The sequence below is a fragment of the Gardnerella rara genome, assembly GCF_055452355.1.
Genome location: NZ_JBVBJP010000003.1, coordinates 250,318 through 268,716 on the forward strand (window position 1 = coordinate 250,318; position 18,399 = coordinate 268,716).

The following is an 18,399-nucleotide window of genomic DNA, read 5'->3' on the forward strand; positions in this document are numbered from 1 at the left end:
GCACTACGCTTCTCAAGCGAAAAGGCAGGTCCTATCGTTCGCGCGGTATAAGCGCGCTAACGTCTTCGCCGCACGTAAAGTCCACTGGACTTTACGTTTGAGCGGCTCAGCGAATCGAGGTGATTTCTCGCGCATTATGCAGCTCGAAATCGTCGATTCGCGCAACGCGCGATTTGGCATTATCCGCACACTATGTTATCTTATTTAAGTTGTCTTTCGTTATGCGCTTTAGCACAATGATTGACGTGGAGAATTCGCCTAGTGGTCTATGGCGCACGCTTGGAAAGCGTGTTGGTGTAACAGCCTCACGAGTTCGAATCTCGTATTCTCCGCGCTTAGGGTTTCTAGCCAATCGCTAGGAACCCTTTTTTCATGCCGATTACCCCGATTACCCCGAAAACACCCGCATCTCAATGCCCAGAAGCGGCGTAATGCTGCTCAACCTGGTTTTTTATTGGCTCCCACAAATCAACGTTTGCAGCATACCAGTCAATTGTCTCTTGTAAATTCTGCCTCATATCTAAGTGCTTAGCGCTCCACCCAAGTTGCGTGCGTATTTTAGACGCATCAAGCGCATAACGCTTATCTTCCCCAGGTCGCTCATTAACATTCATTATGCACGACTCAGTCTTACCCATTATTGTTAGCAACATTTTTAACAGACTTATATTATTCATCTCGCACTGCGCTCCAATAATGTATGTTTCACAAATTGTTCCACGAACCAGCACTTGCCAAATCGCATCGCAATTATCTTCAACATAAATCCAATCTCGCACAGAATCGCCTTTACCATAAAGTTTTACAGGCATATTGCAGATTATGTTTGTAATTTGACGAGGAATAAACTTTTCAATATGCTGACGAGGGCCATAATTATTGCCACTGTTAGAAATAGTTGCTCTCAATCCATACGTTCTGCACCATGCGCGAACTAAATGATCACTAGCTGCTTTACTTGCAGAATATGGACTTGATGGCCTGTACGGACTATTTTCGTTAAAACGCTCGCGACTATTTAGCGGCAAATCTCCATACACTTCGTCTGTGCTTACATGATGAAAACGAATATCATATTTTCGAGCAGAATTAAGCAACACATATGTGCCATAAATGTTTGTGCTCATAAAAGGATCAAAGTATTCAATCGCATTATCGTTGTGTGATTCTGCAGCAAAATGCACAATCGCATCTATTGCAGGCAAAGCATTACCTGAATCAGTTTTATGCAAAGAACAAGGATTAAGCAATTGATCAACTAAATTAGAATCACGAACATCGCCATGAATAAAAGCATAACGATTGTTTTTAAAATCACTAGGCAGCCCGCGCAAATTATTTATATTGCCAGCATATGTAAGTGAATCAAGCACACTAACAGCAACATCTGGATGATATTTTGCAATATAATGCACAAAATTTGATCCCATAAATCCAGCACCGCCTGTAACCAGTATGTGCGACGGGCAAAATTCATTATGCTCTTTACTGTTGGCACACATTTCCACAACACCTTTTGACCAAATTTAAACTTTAAATCAACAATAAGCCTAATAAAATCACCTTTTATTATTACAGTAAATACACCACGCAGCTAAAGTAATCCCATCGTCGATTTTGTTATTCTTAATCATATTTACAATCTCATCGAAAGAAAACCAGCATAAATTACTTAGTTCCCAATCGGTTTCAAAGTTTTTTTCGGCGTCTATTTTCGCACCTTCTTCAGTACCTTCTTCAACATCTTCTTTAGCGCAGGGAATTGAAATATCCGCAACGGCAATATCTCCACAAATAATTCCCGTATCGGCATAAATTTTCTGCAAAATAGTAACATGTGAATAATTTTTTATACCCGTTTCTTCACGCAATTCACGCAATGCAGTTTCCACAGGATTTTCGCCCAACATTCCCATTCCACGAGGAAATTCCCAATGCCATTTTTTTGTGCTAATACGCCAATGACGCGCAAGCAGATATTCATTATTGTTTATTAAACCATTGCGCACACTTTGATTGACGCCACTAGAATTTTGTAAAACATCATTACACGTAGAACATCTATCTTTGGATTTTCTGCTAACAATACAAACCGCACCAGTAGCTTTATTAGCCGTAGAAACAGTATACATGCAAAGCTTTTTGCCATCTTTGCGCACAGTTACATTTTGGCAATTAACTGTAAAATCGGCACTTTTTTCATCTTGATATATAACTTTTTGATCGCCTTCTAGTATAAGCGGAGGCTCATCGTCAATAATATTTTTACCATTAATTAACGAGTCAATATTCTCACTCATATTTATCACCAACTAATTGATAATTACTTTCTTATTTTTCTAGCAGCATATATAAACCACGTACAATACAAAATTCGATTCCACTAGAGCATAATCATTAGGACGCAAAGAACACAATTGTTTTACACGCTGTATGAGTACGCTTTATCCAACTAAACATATTTAACGCTTCTGGAAGGATTGAAACAATCCAGCTAATCAAAATAATAAAATACACTGGAATTGAACTATCGTTAAACAAAGCCTTGTCGCATAATACAGATATAAAAGCAAACAAAACAACGCCGATAAAGCCTTTAAAAATGTCTTTTCTATCTTTTTCAATATCATCATCTTCTTTAGCTTTATCAACTAAATAAGCAATGTTTAATCCATATTTCTTCTGTTTTTTAAATGATGTTTGCGGGCCGCATGCGCGCCACTTTTTTATAGCAGTTTGCGACCTATAGCAAAAATTAGCAAATACAGAATTAGGCATTCCGCCTATAACAGACGTAATTTCTCCAGCTAACGCAATTGATTCTTTTGGATTACATTTGCAATAAAAATTAAAAATTGATTTATTGCTATCCGCTAATTTTTTACCGCTATTGGCATCATATTTGTATGCAACTTGAGCATATGAATTTTCTTTAGCATTTACAGTTGTCATATATGCATCAAGCGTCATTGATATTGCTCTTAAATAAACAAACTGATACCAATCTTTAAGCATTTTTTGAGTGCAATATTTATTCGTTTTGGAATTAGAATCCAATGATTCATCTTCCACCGCATTATTTTTAGAAGTAGATTCAAGTATGACTTTATTAAAATCTTCTAATCTTTTACTTTCTTCATCAATAAAATTAAAAGCTTTTGAACGACCACAGTATTCAGAATCTGCAAGTTTTAAAATAATATCTTCAAAAGACTTATACTGCTCCATTAAGGTATTACTATTTTTAGAATGAACTTTATTCGCACTAATCTTTTGCAATGCACTAAGCCTTATGGCTTCTTCTTTACATGCGTTTAATATGATTTTTGAATTTTTTTCAGCAAGAGATACAAAAATACCTTTAAATTTTTCAAAATTTTCGTTCTTCTCGTATTTTACTAAGCCATTTTCACAAGCCTCAATCCACTCATACCATCTTTGCGCAAGAAAATCATATTTACCGCAGGATTTTGATCCATCTTTACCTAAATCATGTTTTTCAAAAATTTCCTCAAACGCATCCGCTACTGATTGCACTTGTTTTTTAACACAATCTAAAGAAACATCACCTTTAGCAATATTTAGATTACGGGTTAGTTTTTTACAAATATCTGGATTATTTTCTACAGTCTCTTTTGATAATGTTTTACCAAAAATGCAATATTTTAACGGTCTTAGACTATAAGAACTTTCACCATTTTCCAAACCATTTTCTGCTTTAACATTTTTAACAGTGAAAAAACTGAGGAATGATTCAAATACATTACTTCCTCTTCCTCGAATTATTATTGAAGGATTACGGCTGTACGAAAATGAATCATTAAACACACTAGACTCGTTAGAATCATCTTGCTCTACTACATTAGTCAACATATCTGCAATATCTTTTGGACCAAAGAGTAGGAAAAATATTCCATCAAAAAGCTCTGCGTCAGTAATTAGAATATGCGGAGAATATAAATAAGCAGTGCGAATTATTCCAGCAAAATAATTACGTATTTTAGGGTATCTGTGTAAAAGTGAATGTACTTTGTAGTTAGTTTTGCCAATCCACAAATTGTCAAAACTAACTACATTATTTTTAGATTCACTAATATCTTTATTATTCCAAGAATCAGAATTAATCTGTTTTACAATATCGCTCCACACAACTGCTTGTTCTGTGGAATCAAAATTAGAAACAGTTGTCATACGAGCTTTTTGTACTAGTTCTTTAGACTCATCTGCTTTCTTAGAATCATGTAACATATTCCTATTATAAAAACGAATATTACAAATTGGCAGAAGAATCAAGCAAAGGCGCAACTTGCGATTCGTAAGCGTTTAACGCCATGTCAATTACGTTGTGCATGTCGTAGTAGCTGTATGTACCAAGCCTTCCGCCAAAAACAGTGCGAGGCTCCTCCGCCGCAAGCTGTGCATAGCGCGCATACAAGGCTTTATCTTCCTCGGTGTTTACAGGATAATAAGGCTCATCCTCGCGAGTTGCAGCGCGAGAATACTCCTGCCAAACAACAGTTTCCCCAGCTTTAACGCTTTTGCCTGGCACAAAATCAGCTTCACCACTAGTCTCGCCAACATCGCAGCCAGCATCCACGCCAACTTCCCCACGCTCTGGATTAAAGTTCTTAAACTCAATCGCGCGCGTAAACGGAACATCTGCATCTGAATAATTCATAACTGGGCAGCCAAAATGATCGCTCTCTTTGTAGCGCACTTCTTTAAAATCAACGGTACGCCACTTTAACTCGCCAAGCGCGTAGTCAAAATACCTATCAACCGGCCCCGTATAAACCACTGGCACTCCAGCTTCCGCCAGCGCGCGCTTGTTAAACGGCTGCGATTCGTTGAAAAAGTCCACGCCAAGCGAAACATGAATTAGCGGATTATCAATCATTCGCTGCATCCAAGCTGTATATCCGTCTGTAGGCAAGCCTTCCCAAGTGTCTTTAAAATAGCGATTATTGTAGTTAAATCGCACAGGCAAGCGCTTAATAATTCCAGCAGGCAGCTTAGAAGGATCCGTTTGCCACTGTTTTGCCGTGTAATTCTTAATAAACGCCTCGTAAAGCGGACGCCCAATTAGGCTAATACCCTTATCGTTTAGATTTTGCGGGTCTTTGCCAGCCAGCTCACCCGCCTGGCTTTCAATAAGCGCCTTTGCTTCTTCTGGCGTGTAGTGAGCGTGGAAGAACTGATTAATTGTACCCAAGTTGATTGGCAGCGGGTAAACTTCGCCGTCATGCGTTGCATAAACGCGATGCACGTAGTTAGTAAAAGACGTAAAACGATTCACATAATCCCACACGCGCTTGTTGCTGGTGTGGAAAAGATGCGCGCCGTACTTGTGAATTTCAATTCCCGTTTGCTCGTCAAAATACGAGTAAGCGTTGCCGCCAATGTGATTACGCACATCAATAATTTCAACGCGAGCGCCAGCGCGTTCTGCCGCCTGCTGCGCCACGGTTAGGCCAAATAAGCCTGCACCAACCACCACTAAATCTGGGTATTCTTGCGACTTTGCATTAGACTTTGCATTATTATTTTCGCTCATTTTGCTTTCCTGTACGTTGCTTTCCTGTAATACGTTGCTTTCCTGTAATACGTTTTACTTGGATTGTTTATTCTGCTTACTTGGCTTGTTTATTTTGCGGGAAATCCACTTTTGGATTAAAACTGATTGCTTTAAGCATTTGCTTAATCATTCTAATCTTAAGATTGCGCTCTACACGGCCACGCCTCATTTGCCTAATCACATTTGCACAGAACAGCAAATACTTTGCTTTGCCTTCGTGGTGAAGTCTGTAAGACGCCTGATTTCGCACTCCGTAGGCAAATTTCCATGCGTTTTTTTGATCAATCATGGTAAAGTTTACGCCTTTGTTTGCTCCCATATCGTGTACAATCACGCTATCTAGCACTTGCACGCCTGGGCATACGCGAGTTATACGCAAAGTATATTCAGCATCATCAAACCAAATAAAATACTCTTTAAATGGCAATCCATACTTTTCCATAACCCAACGAGGTATAAGAACGGAAACAAACGAGCAACTTGTTACCATAACAAGATTATTAAAGCCCTTAGCAATAAGCCTACCCCAATCCCAAGTTGGAACAGGATTGTTCATTTCGCAGATTGATCCATCCACAAACTTAACCATTGAGCAGGCGTATGGAACATCTGGGCCAAGCTGATCAACCGCACTGTTAAAGCCATTAAGTAAATTCTCTAGAGCTTTAGGCTGTGGGTAGCCATCATCGTCAAAAATCCAAACAAAATCGGCGCCCAACTCATAGCCCTTGCGCATTCCTGCAGAAAATCCACCCGCTCCACCAACGTTTTCTGGCAGAGTAACAACATTAAGATTAATCCTATCTTTCATAGAAAAATCGCGAGCAAATTCTTCCAAATATTTTGCAGTTCCGTCTGTAGAAGCATTGTTAACAATAATCAACTGATCTGGAACACGCGTTTGAGACTGCAACGACTCTAATACCGTTTTTAATTTTTCTAACCTGTTAAAAGTCACTACAACAGCCGCAACATTAATGCTATCTTTTGTTTTGCTGGCGTCCAACATTACTTGCTCCATTCTTCAAATAACTTAGTGAATAACGTTTCGGCAGATTCGAGTTTTGCAAACAGACTCAAATTATTAACTTCTTCCTTCCACAATAGTGAACGATACGAATCGTCTTCTAGTATTTTGCACAATTCTTTTACAGATGCTTTAACAAAACTAGACGTCATTCTTGGCAATAGAGCGCAAGGCGGAATAACAGTTTTTTGCGAACCAACATCTGTTGAAAGAACTGGAACTCCGCAAGACAAAGCCTCAATGGTTGTAAGAGTAATTCCTTCGTTTACCGAACTTATTAAAAGCACGTCGGCATCATCGTAAGTTTTTTGCGCTGGAATACTCATAGACCTACGCTCAATAACATTTTCAAGATGATATCTAGATATAAGCTCTGTTACAAAAGTATCTAAATCGCCATCTCCATGCAAAATAAAGTGGAATTTTCCTGGATACTTTTTGTTTAAAGCTTTTGCAACAAGAACGAATGCCTCAGGGCGCTTTTGCCTTGCGACTCTTCCCACAAACGCAACGTTTATAATATTCTTATTTTTTCTAGACGATACGCAACTGCAGCTCTTGCTTGTAGTAAGACCAATAAGAGGAGCGTCTATAATCTTGGATGATTCAATTCCATGCACATTATGCAGCCAATTTTCTAGCTGCGGAGAAATAACATGATGCAAGTCAATCCAATTATCGTGAGTTAAAGCCTCATGTGGATAACCACCTCTATTTATGTATTCAACAATATGAAGAGAATCAACAATATGCGTATTTGGGAAGAATTTTTTAACCCACCAAATGTGGTCATAAAGCCACTGGCAATGGTGGATTGCAATACCCCTAATATCAAATTGTTCAAATAATGATCTTAAAAGCGGAACATCTCCCCAACATTCTTTAGCAGGAGGAGTAAGCGGCAAAACAAGAGCATCATCACAAAAATCTTTTGTAATCCACGGCTGGTGACTATCTCGATCAGCAATCACAATCGGCAAAAAACCAGCTTTTTTGGCTATTCTTATTGTTTCTACAGCCCATCTTTCTGCTCCTCCAGCCTGAAGCCAGTGAATGCCAATAATAATAGCCTTTCTAGCACCTTCAACTCTTTTAGCAGGCGAAACACACTCTAGCAAATTAGGAACACCATTAGTTTTGCTAGCATTCTTTAGATTTTTAGAGCAAACCTTTCCACTCTTAGCAGCATTTCGCTGACTACTATTTGCAATTCCTTCAAACAGCTTTTGATTCCAAGGATTGTACGCTAAAACAGGCTTTTTTGAATCATACTCACGCTTTCTTCGCAGCACTTCTCTAACAATGTCAAAGGCTGAAGGCGCGTAAAGCTCACACTCTTTATAAATCCTCTGCTTTAAAGTATCGGATTTGCAATAATTCATAACGTCGTCGTCTGTTGCGTCATCTGGAGTTAGCAAAAGATACCTAATGTCATTATCTTGTATAAGTTTTCCTTCATTCCAGATTTCTTTTGTATATTCGCTTTGCGTTGTAACAGTTGACTGAGCGCTAAAAGTAAAAATCGGCTTTAATCCAGCGCTTTTTGTGCAAACGCCATTAAAAACTGAAAAATCAGCCAATCGCGGATACTGCCATTTTTGACCCATGTAAACTTGATATTGCAAAGTTCTAGACGGTGCAGTTAGTGAATGATAGTTTATAGCGCCCACAATAAGCCTGCGTTGACGCTCGCTTAAAGAGTCTATAAACTGCTTTGCTTTTTCATCTACTTTAAAAAGATTCATTCCCAAATACCCTTAATTTTAGCTTGTTTTTTGTTATAAGTCTTTGTTAAACACGTGTAAGCTAACTACAAATAAGGCTAACATTTATAATGCTTTAAGCAAGTGAAAGTCATAGCATTGTCATTTAAGAGCGCATACTCACGGTTTCGACTATCTCTTACAGCAAACATGCACGAATTATTGTCGTTAGTAAACGCAATCATGTCGGTGTCGTCTGGATCCGTCGCGCTCCTTGTGCGCAAGGAGGCTACGAGCTTAAATTCGCCATTATTTAAGATTTTAAGCGGCACTTCAAATTCAGCACGCTGACGACCTTCACCTTCTAACTCAATGGTGTCTCCACCAGTGTCATACGCAATTCCACCACGCTTTATATCGTGCATTGCCACAGCTATAAAGTATTTTCCAGGTTCGTTGAACTCGTATTCTACAGCAAAACGGAATGTTTCATTACAGTTGAGCAGCTGCTTGCTAATTGGCACAATGCGCATAAACGGTACACGCTTGTTTAAGCCGATAGGATATCCGTCAGCACTATTGTTGTTCTTTTTGTTGGAAAGATTTTCCAGAGTATAACGATTTGCAACGTCGTCTTTATCTCCGCTAACAATAACTTCGCCATCTTTAATAAGAACTGCTTTATTGCAATATTTCTTTACAGCATTCATATCGTGAGTAACAAGAATAACTGTTTTGTTAGCATCTTTTTTGACTTTTGCAAAATACGCATCGCACTTGCGCTGGAAAGCCTCATCTCCAACTGCAAGAACTTCGTCTAGAACAAGAATATCTCCCTGAGCTTGAATTGCTACAGAGAAAGCTAAACGCACCTGCATGCCCGAAGAATAGTTTTTAAGCTTTTGATCCATAAACTCTTCGAGTTCTGCAAAACGAACAATATCGTCATACATGTTTTCAATTTGCGCGCTTGTAAATCCCAGCAATGCGCCGTTTAAAAACACGTTTTCGCGACCAGTTAATTCTGGATTAAACCCCACTCCAAGCTCAATAAATGGCACTAATTTGCCATTTACGCTTATTCTGCCAGAATCTGGAACATAGATTCCAGAAATAAGCTTAAGCAAAGTGGACTTTCCACTTCCATTGCGGCCAACTATGCCAAAGAAGTCGCCTTTGCGCACTTTAAAATTAATATCGCGCAGAACATGCTGTTCTTTGTATCCTTTAATTCCGCGCGTCCAATTAATAAACGCCTGCTTTAGTCCACTTGCCTGCTCGGTTGGTAGTTTAAAATATTTGCCTACGTGTTCTACTGAAAGTACGACTGGTTGTAACTCTTCTTTTTCAATATTTGTCAACTCAATCTCGCTCATTACATCACCTCAGCAAACTTACGATTGCACTTGCGGAACGTGTATACGCCAAGTACGCACAAAAGCACAGTTAGCACTACTGGAACCATCATTAATAACGGGGATCCAACAAGACTCCAAACAGTAGGCTGAGTTAAAGGAGCTACAAGATTGTGGCGCAAATCTTGAATACATTGTGCAATAGGGTTAAGTAATTGCACTTTTGCAATAACCGTTCCCCACTTTCCTAAAGAATTATTACCAATCACCATGCTTAGAGGGTAAATAATTGGCATTGAGTAAAACAGCACTTGTTGAACAACATCCCACAAATGTGCAATATCTCTAAAATACACGTACATTGTAGAAAGAAGCAGGGTTATTCCTAGCGCAAGCACGTAAAGTTGAATACAATTAAGCGGCACTAGCAGCAGCCACCATGTAAATTGCACACCCGAGCAGATTGCAAAAATAATAACAACAACAAGATTTATTGCAAAACTTATTAATGCTCCAACGGTTGCCGAAACCACCACAATGTAGTTAGGAAAATGGATTTTACGCAGCAAATCTCCACGGTCTACCACCGCACGCAAACCAATCGAAGTGGCCTCGCCAAAGAACTGCCATGCGCTAATGCCAAGCAAAAGCACAACTGGATAGGTGGGCGTGCCATCCGACATTCGCAAAAACTTTGCAAACACTGCATACATTACGCAAAACAGCATGAGTGGGCGCAAAACCGACCATGCAACGCCCAAGAAGGAGCCTTGGTAGCGCAACTTAAAGTCTGTTTTTACTAATTCTTTAAGAACCACCCACGAATAGTGGTATCTTGCGCGCAACTTATCTACAATGTTTTTCACAAGATATATATTTTATCAGTTAGTTACTCCATTTTGGATTGCGAATCCGTTTTGTACACAGAACATACGCAATTGGCGACATGCTCCAACGTTAGCGCAATTCTGTTAGAAAGTGGTTTAATAACGAGATCTATTACAACTGCCACAACTGAAAGTGCTGCATACGTACAAATTAAAGTAATCGCGTAAAGTAGCACTATGAGTGCGCTTGAGGAAGTTGTAGGAAGCATCCACGCCACAAACGTCCACAACGCTACAAAAATAAACATGTGCTCGTGAAGAAGGTATACTCCGAAAGTTGCTTTGGAAACGCGCAAAATTACGGTTCTTGCTAGTCCTTTAATTCGCAGCATATTTATTCGGTGTACGAGAATGAAAATACACATTGCAATAATCATTGGCAGTATTCCAATGCCGCCGTGGACCTGCTGATTCCACGTAAGAACTCGCACAAACTTATTCCCGGACGAAGCAATGTAGTCGAAAGCAAGCATAAGAACAGTAGATATTGCTACGCACGCACAAAGTCGCTTTGTAGTAAGTTTTTTTATTCCGCTACCGTACTGCGCAATAAAAGCTCCGGCTAAATATCCAAAAATTGCGTAAATAATGTCATTCCAAGTATAATTTTTGCCAAAATATAGCGGAATAAGTGAGATTGACGCAAGAAGTACCAGCAACATAGCATGATCGCGCTGAGTCATATGACTTATAAGAATGTTGATAAAAGGCATGAACATAAGCATGATTAAGTACGCACTCATGAACCAGTAGCTTCGATAGGTAAATGGCGTCACGTTCCACAACAGCGTGTAGGCAAGTTCTTTTCCGTGAAGTAAGTTGCTTAAATTTTCTGGAAGTAAGCCAAAGCAGTCCGCTATGAAGGTTACTGCCAGCACGATAATGCAGTATAAGAACATTTGCGCCCACGCTGCAAAAACGCGTCGGTAGCGGAAGGTTTTGCGACATAAAAAGTAGCCGGAAATAATAAAGAAGATTGAGACACCAACTTGACCATATTGTACGACTAAGAATTTAAGTGCTGAACGCAAGCCTGGAGCTGGCAAAAGTTCCATATTGAAACTGTGCGCGCGAATGTTCAAATGTATGATCATGTGGCAGGCCACAATCATAAGCATTGCAATAATTCGCAAGACTTCAACTTGCAGGTCTTTTTGCGCGCCATTTTGCGCGCCATTTTGCAGATTTTTGCTAGATTGTAATGCCTCTTGAGCTTGCGTTTCCGCTTGAGCTTGTGCAGAAGACGCTACTTCTTGCACTGGTTGTTTTTGTTCTACTACCATATTTTCTTCTTCAAAATTTTCTTCTTCAAATTATTTGAATTGTAATTTACCAATAATAACCAAATTGCAACTTATTCGTTTTTTACATAAGTGGCGAGAACCAGGATTCAATACTTCTGTATATGCTCGGCCTAGTGCCTTGAAGGTCCGAGTATCGTCCGTTGGCAAGTAGGTTTAATGAACACAAGCCAACGCTGGAAATCACCAAAATAATCAATACTTTATGCATTAATTTAAAGTTGGTTTGCGAAGTAAACTCCTCGTCTGGTTCGTCGACACAACCAGAAGGAATGTCAACCATGTGTACGCAAGACGAAACTTTGTCTACAAGACTTGCAATCACCATAATTGCGCACAACGCTAGCAGCCATCCAAAATCACTAAAGTACCTGCTTGAAATTCCTACTACTTCCGCGTCTAATACCATAAGCAGTATCGCTAACGTTAAGCCGAGCGTAAAGAATCCTGCAAGCTGCTTTTTACGTAATTGTTGCTTTACTGCTGGGTACAACACTACGGCTGCACATACAGGAGAGTAAGCGAGTAAGCCGCCAAAGAATGGCTCCATAATTATTTGCCCGTGGAACATTGATGGCAGCACGGATTGTTCCATAAACGGAAATACTGGCGTAATAGTAATCGGTTGGAACAGATACATCCATACTCCCCATGGGATTCGCGCCCAAGAGTAGGAACGGTGAACCATGTCAAAACCTGTGAGATTGTAGGTTGCACCAAAATCTAGTGGAGAGCCGAAACGCGCGTAGTTATACCAGCAGGCGACTAAGCCTATAAGAATCATTGGTGCTATTACGCATATAGTATTGATTACACTACTTCGTTTGAAAGCAAAAAATAGACGATACTTTACGATTTCTTCCTTAAAAATTACGAAAGCAAACAGCGACGACAGAATAAATTGCGGCCTACACCCTAGGTTTAGTGCAATACATACTGCTCCCAGAATGAGTAGTGACTTTCGTAAGTACGGGTTTTCAGAGAGAGTATCTTTAGTAGTTCGCGCTTGTAGCCACAATCCCAGTCCTAAGCAGGTGAAACACAATGATGAGAGCATAGGAAGCGAATAGATTTGCGGCAGATACGCCTGAATTAGAACTCCGCTGGACATGAGCATAATGAGATGCGACAGCACTAGGAAGCCGAAAGATCGCTTTGGGAAGAAGCGTCGAAGTAGCTGAACTATAAGATACAGTGAAGCAATTGCGAAAGCTACAGCAAAAAAGGCGACGGCATAATCTGTGCGCAAATCGTGGCCAGTAAACACTTTGAACGGCACAAAAAGTAACAATGCCGGAAGTGCGCCGAAGTAAGTAAAGTAGTGGCTTCCGTGGAACGCATAGTCCCAGTAGGTTGGTTGACCAGTTTTTATCGACATAGCATAGCGCGCGCCTGCGTCGTAAGGGTTGCTCATATTTGGCAGCCAGTCAGGAACTGGCAGATCCAAGTAAAGGTGACCTTTGATCAGGCTGTTGGCGAGGTGATTGTATTGGTTGGCATCACATATAAAGCCTCCGTTATTACACGCACCCGCAGTAAACATGTGTTGAGTACCAGTAATTTTCGTTACTCCAACAAGTATTGCGCACTGCACTAGCACTAACGCAACAAGCCACAACTGCTGTTTGCGCACGCGCAAATCAAGCGCTTCTTTATAAATGCGCGAACGCGGAGCCAACACGTATATAACGTAAGCGATTAGCAACAAAATCACTACGCGAACAAGTGAAATATGTAACGGTCTACGCTGATTCAACGCAAGGTTAGCAATTGTAAAAGAATCACCTTTTTGAAGCTTCGTGCTTAAACGCAAACCCGCAACTTTATCAACCGCATGCACTCGCACATACTTCGTATCGTTCACATTAGACGTAACTGGCTGAGACGCAACTTGAATATAGGAAGTACTGTTGCCGCCATCCAACACATACACAGCAATATCGAGCGTGCGAGTATGAGGCGAGCGCATATCGACGTAAATGTTATTTATTTGAGAAGGCTGAGCGTAATGCAATTGTATGTATTGATCGTTTTTGCCAGTAACTGTGTACACGTCGCCATGACGAATCAAACCAGCACCGGTTGAAACGCTCTGAACAGGAGTTGAGTTGAATCGTGCTGATTCGATTGCTGGAAAGTTGAACCATACAAGCTCCAGTAGAAGCACAATAATAAGCGGCATAATTAGCGATATACGTCGTAAAATGGAACGCACAGCTCGAGCAAAATCGCAACCATACTGTAGCACACTGCTTATTACACTGCTTATTACACTGCTTATTGCACTACCAGCCATCGTTACGTTTCTTTCTGCCATTACACTATTTGCAGAAGTTGCATTACCGTTACTATTGCTTGTATCGCCCATATGCACACCTGTTGATTCCTTCGTACTATTGCCATTCTTAACGTTACCATTTTGTAGTGTTACATAACTCACTCAAGTCTGCCACAATCGACAACATACGGATTTGAACAAATATCCTGTTTGATTACATCGTCAATATGACTGTTATGCAATGATTCACAGTCAACATGACGGAAGTGCGTAATAATATCCGACGGCAGCTGATAAATATCACCATACACGCGTTCCAGAATATTTTCCGACAACTGCGGTATAGCAACAGAAAAATCTTCAAAAGTTGCCATTTTTACTGGAAACATTTCGGCACATTGTGCAATATACAAATTCTCAGCATCAACATTATCCAAACCGTACACCACGTTGCTCGCGCAAGACTTACTCACAACAAGCCCCTGGTTTACAGCCTTCTTTTGGAAACTATGAAAAATCTGTTCAATCTCAGCAGTGTATTCGCCACCCTGCTCAACATAACCGCGGTCAAGCCATGTGTTGAAAAAAGTCTGCGAACGCAACTCTTGCTGCAAATCCTTACGCAAAGACACAAAACTCTGCTGCTGTTCAGACGTCAAATCAGGCGCGTAATCGTAGAAGAAAATATCCAAAAAACAAGGATTACTATTATTCGCGTAACGGAACCGCAACTGACGGCAGCACACGTACGGATCGTACACGAGCACCGCACGGTAGCGCGCGCGCAACGCAGCATCTTCGCGCAACATTGTCAGCAGCTTATCGATATCCTCTCGCATCATACCCAAGTCAACATCGTCATCCCAAGGAATAAACCCACGATGACGCACGCAACCGAGCAGCGTACCAAAATCAGCCCAATACTGAAGATTATGCTGCTGCGCAATCTGCGCAAACTCGCTCAGCAGCGACGCACAACCCCGTTGTATAACGCGCATAGAACCTGTAGCTTTCGGCAAACTAAGGAAGAAACGCTTATGCGCATCCACACTACTTTCGCCATCTTTCCTATAGTTTGACCAAGCCATAATCGAAGACTGCTCGCGATTCGTCAAAATCTCCGTGCGCAACGACTTCTCAACATTACGCTGCTCAACTTCAAGATGAGCGCAGCGAGCGTCGACACATTCTTGCAATCGAGAAATTTGCGTTTGAATAGCGCTCAGTTGCTCTCGCACTTCCACAATAGAGCGTTTTGACGAAGGGAGTCTGCCTATTATCCAACTCACTATGCGACGTAACGGCGAAACCATAAGTTCACTACTCCCTCATTATTTAAAAACATACTTGCTATAGCGTACTGCTATAAACTGTTGCCACAATGCAATACAGGTTTATCATACTCCGTTGCGATTATTTTTCGGAAGCCACCACTACCGTACCCGCAATTATCACCACGCAACAAGCCCACGCAATAAGCGGAGGAATCGTTTGAGAAAGCAACGCTGCCGCAATCATGCTCCACACCGCGTACGTAATATTTCCAGCCATAGCGCGCGTCGCACCAACCTGAGCAATACCACGGTAATAGCACAAGTAGGAAGCAGTACCAAGTAACGCTATAAATATAGCTAACGCAATAAAGCTGGCTGATTGCATAATCTTTACGCTAAAAACCGGCAGTATCGTACACAACGGCACAATGAGCAAGGCGTACGACAACGCGGAAACAGTTTCGCGCACGTGCAGCATCACTTCGTCATCCACGCTTTGCTTTCTGGTAGCCCACGCGCAAGCAACGGCTTCACTCCCCCAACCGATAACGCTAAAAACAGCCGCAATCAAACCTAAGACTATACTGCCCGTAGAGAAGACAGTTGCGGTTGAAGATTCCGCGCAAGAACAGTAGCCAAGCACTCCTACCGCAATAAGTGTTACAGCAAAAGCACAGTATTTCAACGCACTTAAGCGTTCTCGTAACACAATAGAAGAAAGTACTATGCCAAAAGCTGGATACAATGCGGAAATCGCAGCAGCGTAACCAGCGCCAATATTACTTGCCGCAATAGCATAACCAGTCATACCTATTGGGCCTCCAAGAAGCGAACTCAAAACAATAGGCACAATCAATTTCACGCGCTTACAAAGAGCAACAGTTTCGCGCAACTTTGAACGACAAGCCATATAAATCCACAATATTACAGCACACACAACGTCGTGAACGCAAGCACCAACAACACCCACATACCATACTGCAGAAGGCGTTAAGCCGTGTACGGATAACGCAACCAATACCGCAAGCAAAGCAGTATCAAGTCCCCAAAACAGTCCGCTTATTAAGGAATATTTCATAAAATCACACCTTTTCTACAGAGCCTGAGGATTCGGCAGAACTGGCAAATCTGGCACCGTATTCGCTCGAAGCGCGATTAATGTAACGTTTCGCATAACGGTAATACAAATAACGACAGTCACCTACGGGCTCCCCCTCAGCCTCTTTTACCAGCGACCACAAATACCAACACCACCCCGCAAAACCAACGTATGCTATGCAATGACGACGCTCATCGCAAGTAGGATTGCGCCCAAAATACTCCACTAAAACCGCGTCAAACTCCTGCTCATTAAGTTCGTCAGACACGCACAACGTACCCAAATCCTGTGCATAATCCGACATCCCCGCATACTCCCAATCAATCAGATGGTAGCATCCAGCAACATCCACAAGCACATTCGCACCCAACACATCGTTGTGTGCCAAGCAAATTTTTTGACAAGCATCTTTACTCACACACTCATACAACCAATTGACCTTATTAAGCAAGGCGTCAGCACCCTCAGGCAATGCAACACTACGAGCGCACAAATCGCGCAAATAACGCTGAGACTCCTTATAAAAATCGAACCGTCTACTCACCGTAGCGCCACTGTTGTGAAGCTTACGAATCAGACGCATACCTTCGCGCAAATCGCCAGAATCGTGAAAATCAGCAATACGACAGTCTTTCAAAAAATGCGAGATTTTCCAACCACACTTCGGATCAGCCGCAACCAACGTACCATCCAAACCGAGGCGCTGCGCCGCATGCAAAGCCTCATACTCAGCCTTGCGATTCACCAACACATCCGTACCAACCCCTGGATGACGGTACACATACTCGCTAGAGCCAACCGTAAAATGACAAGAAAGATTCGTCAAACCATTTTTCAACGGGTAAACGTCGCGAATATCCGTCTTCTTACAACCGAGCACCTTAACGATGCGGTCAAAAACTTCACTGTCAACATTTTCCAAAAACAGCGGATCAAACTCGCGAAGCTCATCTAACGAATCGAACTCGTGAATAATCGGCGGATCGTAGCGGCGCATGCGCATATCAAGCTCATCTAAATGCTCAATCAAAATGTCTTCCCACAGCTTGCCAGCAGTCTGCGGCAAATCATATTCCGCACGCAAAATTCGCACAAACTTAGCCGAAAATTCGCTGTCAAAATACACGTGACCAATCATGTACCACGCATCGCTGCCACCAATAGTTACCGAAGTAATGCGATCGTGCGCGCCAACACTCATACACCACTCTTTAGTGCGGCCCTGCTGATATTGCGCAGAGTAGTAAGCCTTCCACACGTATGGTTCAAAAGGATTTTCGTCGAAATAATTGTCGGAAGAACAAATATACGTGTTACTTAAAAGATGAGCAACAGCCATGATTGAACTGTTGTTGTTGCGCTCACGATATTCCTTATTTGGCACGATTTTTACGCAAAAATCGCCTTTAGTAAACTTGTCTTCCAAATAGAAGAAACGTTCCTGCTTGTAGCCAACCACCACGCTAATATCTTTAATTCCCACCGCTTGCAATTGGCGAATTTGACGCTCAATAAGCACCTCCCCACGCACGGTAATAAGACCTTTGGGAAGCTCGTACGAAATCGGAGAAAAACGTGATGAAAGCCCTGCTGCCATAATAACAGCATTGTGTACACGATATGGTTCAAGTACTGTAAGACCTTTTGCTGTAACTTCACCATTAACAACGAACCCATGCTGAATAGCATCGCGTAACGCACTATTGACTGTGCCTAATGAAAGCTTCGTACGCTCAGCTATAGTACGTTGATTACTTCCTGGCAAACGTTGCAATGCTGATATTACAGCAAATTCATTATGAGTTAATGCTGAATATGCTTCCATAACAGTGTCTCCATGCACTAGTCGAGGTGCATACTGATGGCTCTATACATTTTGTTGCATTGGTATAGCATGCAC

At 41.4% G+C, this 18,399-nt stretch carries 13 protein-coding genes and 1 tRNA gene; 1 reads left to right on the top strand and 13 read right to left on the bottom strand.

Annotated elements, in window-relative coordinates; translation table 11 throughout:
* Positions 1-247: 247 nt before the first annotated feature.
* Positions 248-332: transfer RNA gene (locus ACZ0NX_RS04150), tRNA-Ser, on the top strand.
* A gap of 78 nt (positions 333-410) precedes the next feature.
* Here the strand turns inward: ACZ0NX_RS04150 and rfbB are convergent.
* The 13 genes from rfbB to ACZ0NX_RS04215 form a co-directional block, all read right to left on the bottom strand.
* The gene (gene rfbB / locus ACZ0NX_RS04155) at positions 411-1,502 is read right to left on the bottom strand and encodes a dTDP-glucose 4,6-dehydratase (RefSeq protein WP_464405685.1); all 1,092 of its coding nucleotides are present in this window, start codon (positions 1,500-1,502) and stop codon (positions 411-413) included.
* A 57-nt stretch (positions 1,503-1,559) separates the two neighbouring features.
* Positions 1,560-2,300, bottom strand: coding sequence for an NUDIX hydrolase (locus ACZ0NX_RS04160; protein ID WP_464405687.1), 741 nt, complete (start codon positions 2,298-2,300; stop codon positions 1,560-1,562).
* A gap of 97 nt (positions 2,301-2,397) precedes the next feature.
* Positions 2,398-4,248 carry a hypothetical protein gene (locus ACZ0NX_RS04165; protein WP_464405689.1) on the bottom strand — a complete coding sequence of 617 codons (1,851 nt, stop codon included), beginning with the start codon at positions 4,246-4,248 and terminating at the stop codon, positions 2,398-2,400.
* 22 nt (positions 4,249-4,270) lie between these two features.
* Positions 4,271-5,554: a UDP-galactopyranose/dTDP-fucopyranose mutase family protein gene (locus ACZ0NX_RS04170; protein WP_464405691.1), complete on the bottom strand. Its 1,284-nt coding sequence runs from the start codon at positions 5,552-5,554 to the stop codon at positions 4,271-4,273.
* Positions 5,555-5,630: 76 nt separating this feature from the next.
* Complete coding sequence (locus tag ACZ0NX_RS04175; protein ID WP_060786564.1) at positions 5,631-6,596, bottom strand: glycosyltransferase family 2 protein; 966 nt, start codon at positions 6,594-6,596, stop codon at positions 5,631-5,633.
* Positions 6,584-8,347, bottom strand: a complete 1,764-nt coding sequence (locus ACZ0NX_RS04180) for a glycosyltransferase (protein WP_464405693.1) — start codon at positions 8,345-8,347, stop codon at positions 6,584-6,586. The genes ACZ0NX_RS04175 and ACZ0NX_RS04180 overlap by 13 nt, the downstream gene beginning before the upstream one ends.
* Positions 8,348-8,424: 77 nt before the next feature.
* Complete coding sequence (locus tag ACZ0NX_RS04185) at positions 8,425-9,681, bottom strand: ABC transporter ATP-binding protein (protein WP_464405695.1); 1,257 nt, start codon at positions 9,679-9,681, stop codon at positions 8,425-8,427.
* Positions 9,681-10,526: an ABC transporter permease gene (locus ACZ0NX_RS04190; RefSeq protein WP_060786567.1), complete on the bottom strand. Its 846-nt coding sequence runs from the start codon at positions 10,524-10,526 to the stop codon at positions 9,681-9,683. The genes ACZ0NX_RS04185 and ACZ0NX_RS04190 overlap by 1 nt, the downstream gene beginning before the upstream one ends.
* 23 nt (positions 10,527-10,549) lie before the next feature.
* Positions 10,550-11,830, bottom strand: coding sequence for an acyltransferase family protein (locus ACZ0NX_RS04195; RefSeq protein WP_464405697.1), 1,281 nt, complete (start codon positions 11,828-11,830; stop codon positions 10,550-10,552).
* Positions 11,831-11,912: 82 nt separating this feature from the next.
* Entirely contained in the window at positions 11,913-14,288 is a 2,376-nt protein-coding gene (locus tag ACZ0NX_RS04200; RefSeq protein WP_464405699.1) for a hypothetical protein, read from the bottom strand.
* Complete coding sequence (locus tag ACZ0NX_RS04205; RefSeq protein WP_464405701.1) at positions 14,285-15,439, bottom strand: LicD family protein; 1,155 nt, start codon at positions 15,437-15,439, stop codon at positions 14,285-14,287. The genes ACZ0NX_RS04200 and ACZ0NX_RS04205 overlap by 4 nt, the downstream gene beginning before the upstream one ends.
* 100 nt (positions 15,440-15,539) lie before the next feature.
* Positions 15,540-16,478 carry a DMT family transporter gene (locus ACZ0NX_RS04210; protein WP_464405703.1) on the bottom strand — a complete coding sequence of 313 codons (939 nt, stop codon included), beginning with the start codon at positions 16,476-16,478 and terminating at the stop codon, positions 15,540-15,542.
* A gap of 4 nt (positions 16,479-16,482) precedes the next feature.
* Positions 16,483-18,324: a phosphotransferase gene (locus ACZ0NX_RS04215; RefSeq protein ID WP_464405705.1), complete on the bottom strand. Its 1,842-nt coding sequence runs from the start codon at positions 18,322-18,324 to the stop codon at positions 16,483-16,485.
* Positions 18,325-18,399: the final 75 nt, after the last annotated feature.

Bases quoted from the DNA above. Each gene is read 5' to 3' on its own strand.
- rfbB (WP_464405685.1), bottom strand. From the start codon at position 1,502: ATGTGTGCCAACAGTAAAGAGCATAATGAATTTTGCCCGTCGCACATA.
- ACZ0NX_RS04160 (WP_464405687.1), bottom strand. From the start codon at position 2,300: ATGAGTGAGAATATTGACTCGTTAATTAATGGTAAAAATATTATTGAC.
- ACZ0NX_RS04165 (WP_464405689.1), bottom strand. From the start codon at position 4,248: ATGTTACATGATTCTAAGAAAGCAGATGAGTCTAAAGAACTAGTACAA.
- ACZ0NX_RS04170 (WP_464405691.1), bottom strand. From the start codon at position 5,554: ATGAGCGAAAATAATAATGCAAAGTCTAATGCAAAGTCGCAAGAATAC.
- ACZ0NX_RS04175 (WP_060786564.1), bottom strand. From the start codon at position 6,596: ATGGAGCAAGTAATGTTGGACGCCAGCAAAACAAAAGATAGCATTAAT.
- ACZ0NX_RS04180 (WP_464405693.1), bottom strand. From the start codon at position 8,347: ATGAATCTTTTTAAAGTAGATGAAAAAGCAAAGCAGTTTATAGACTCT.
- ACZ0NX_RS04185 (WP_464405695.1), bottom strand. From the start codon at position 9,681: ATGAGCGAGATTGAGTTGACAAATATTGAAAAAGAAGAGTTACAACCA.
- ACZ0NX_RS04195 (WP_464405697.1), bottom strand. From the start codon at position 11,830: ATGGTAGTAGAACAAAAACAACCAGTGCAAGAAGTAGCGTCTTCTGCA.
- ACZ0NX_RS04205 (WP_464405701.1), bottom strand. From the start codon at position 15,439: ATGGTTTCGCCGTTACGTCGCATAGTGAGTTGGATAATAGGCAGACTC.
- ACZ0NX_RS04210 (WP_464405703.1), bottom strand. From the start codon at position 16,478: ATGAAATATTCCTTAATAAGCGGACTGTTTTGGGGACTTGATACTGCT.
- ACZ0NX_RS04215 (WP_464405705.1), bottom strand. From the start codon at position 18,324: ATGGAAGCATATTCAGCATTAACTCATAATGAATTTGCTGTAATATCA.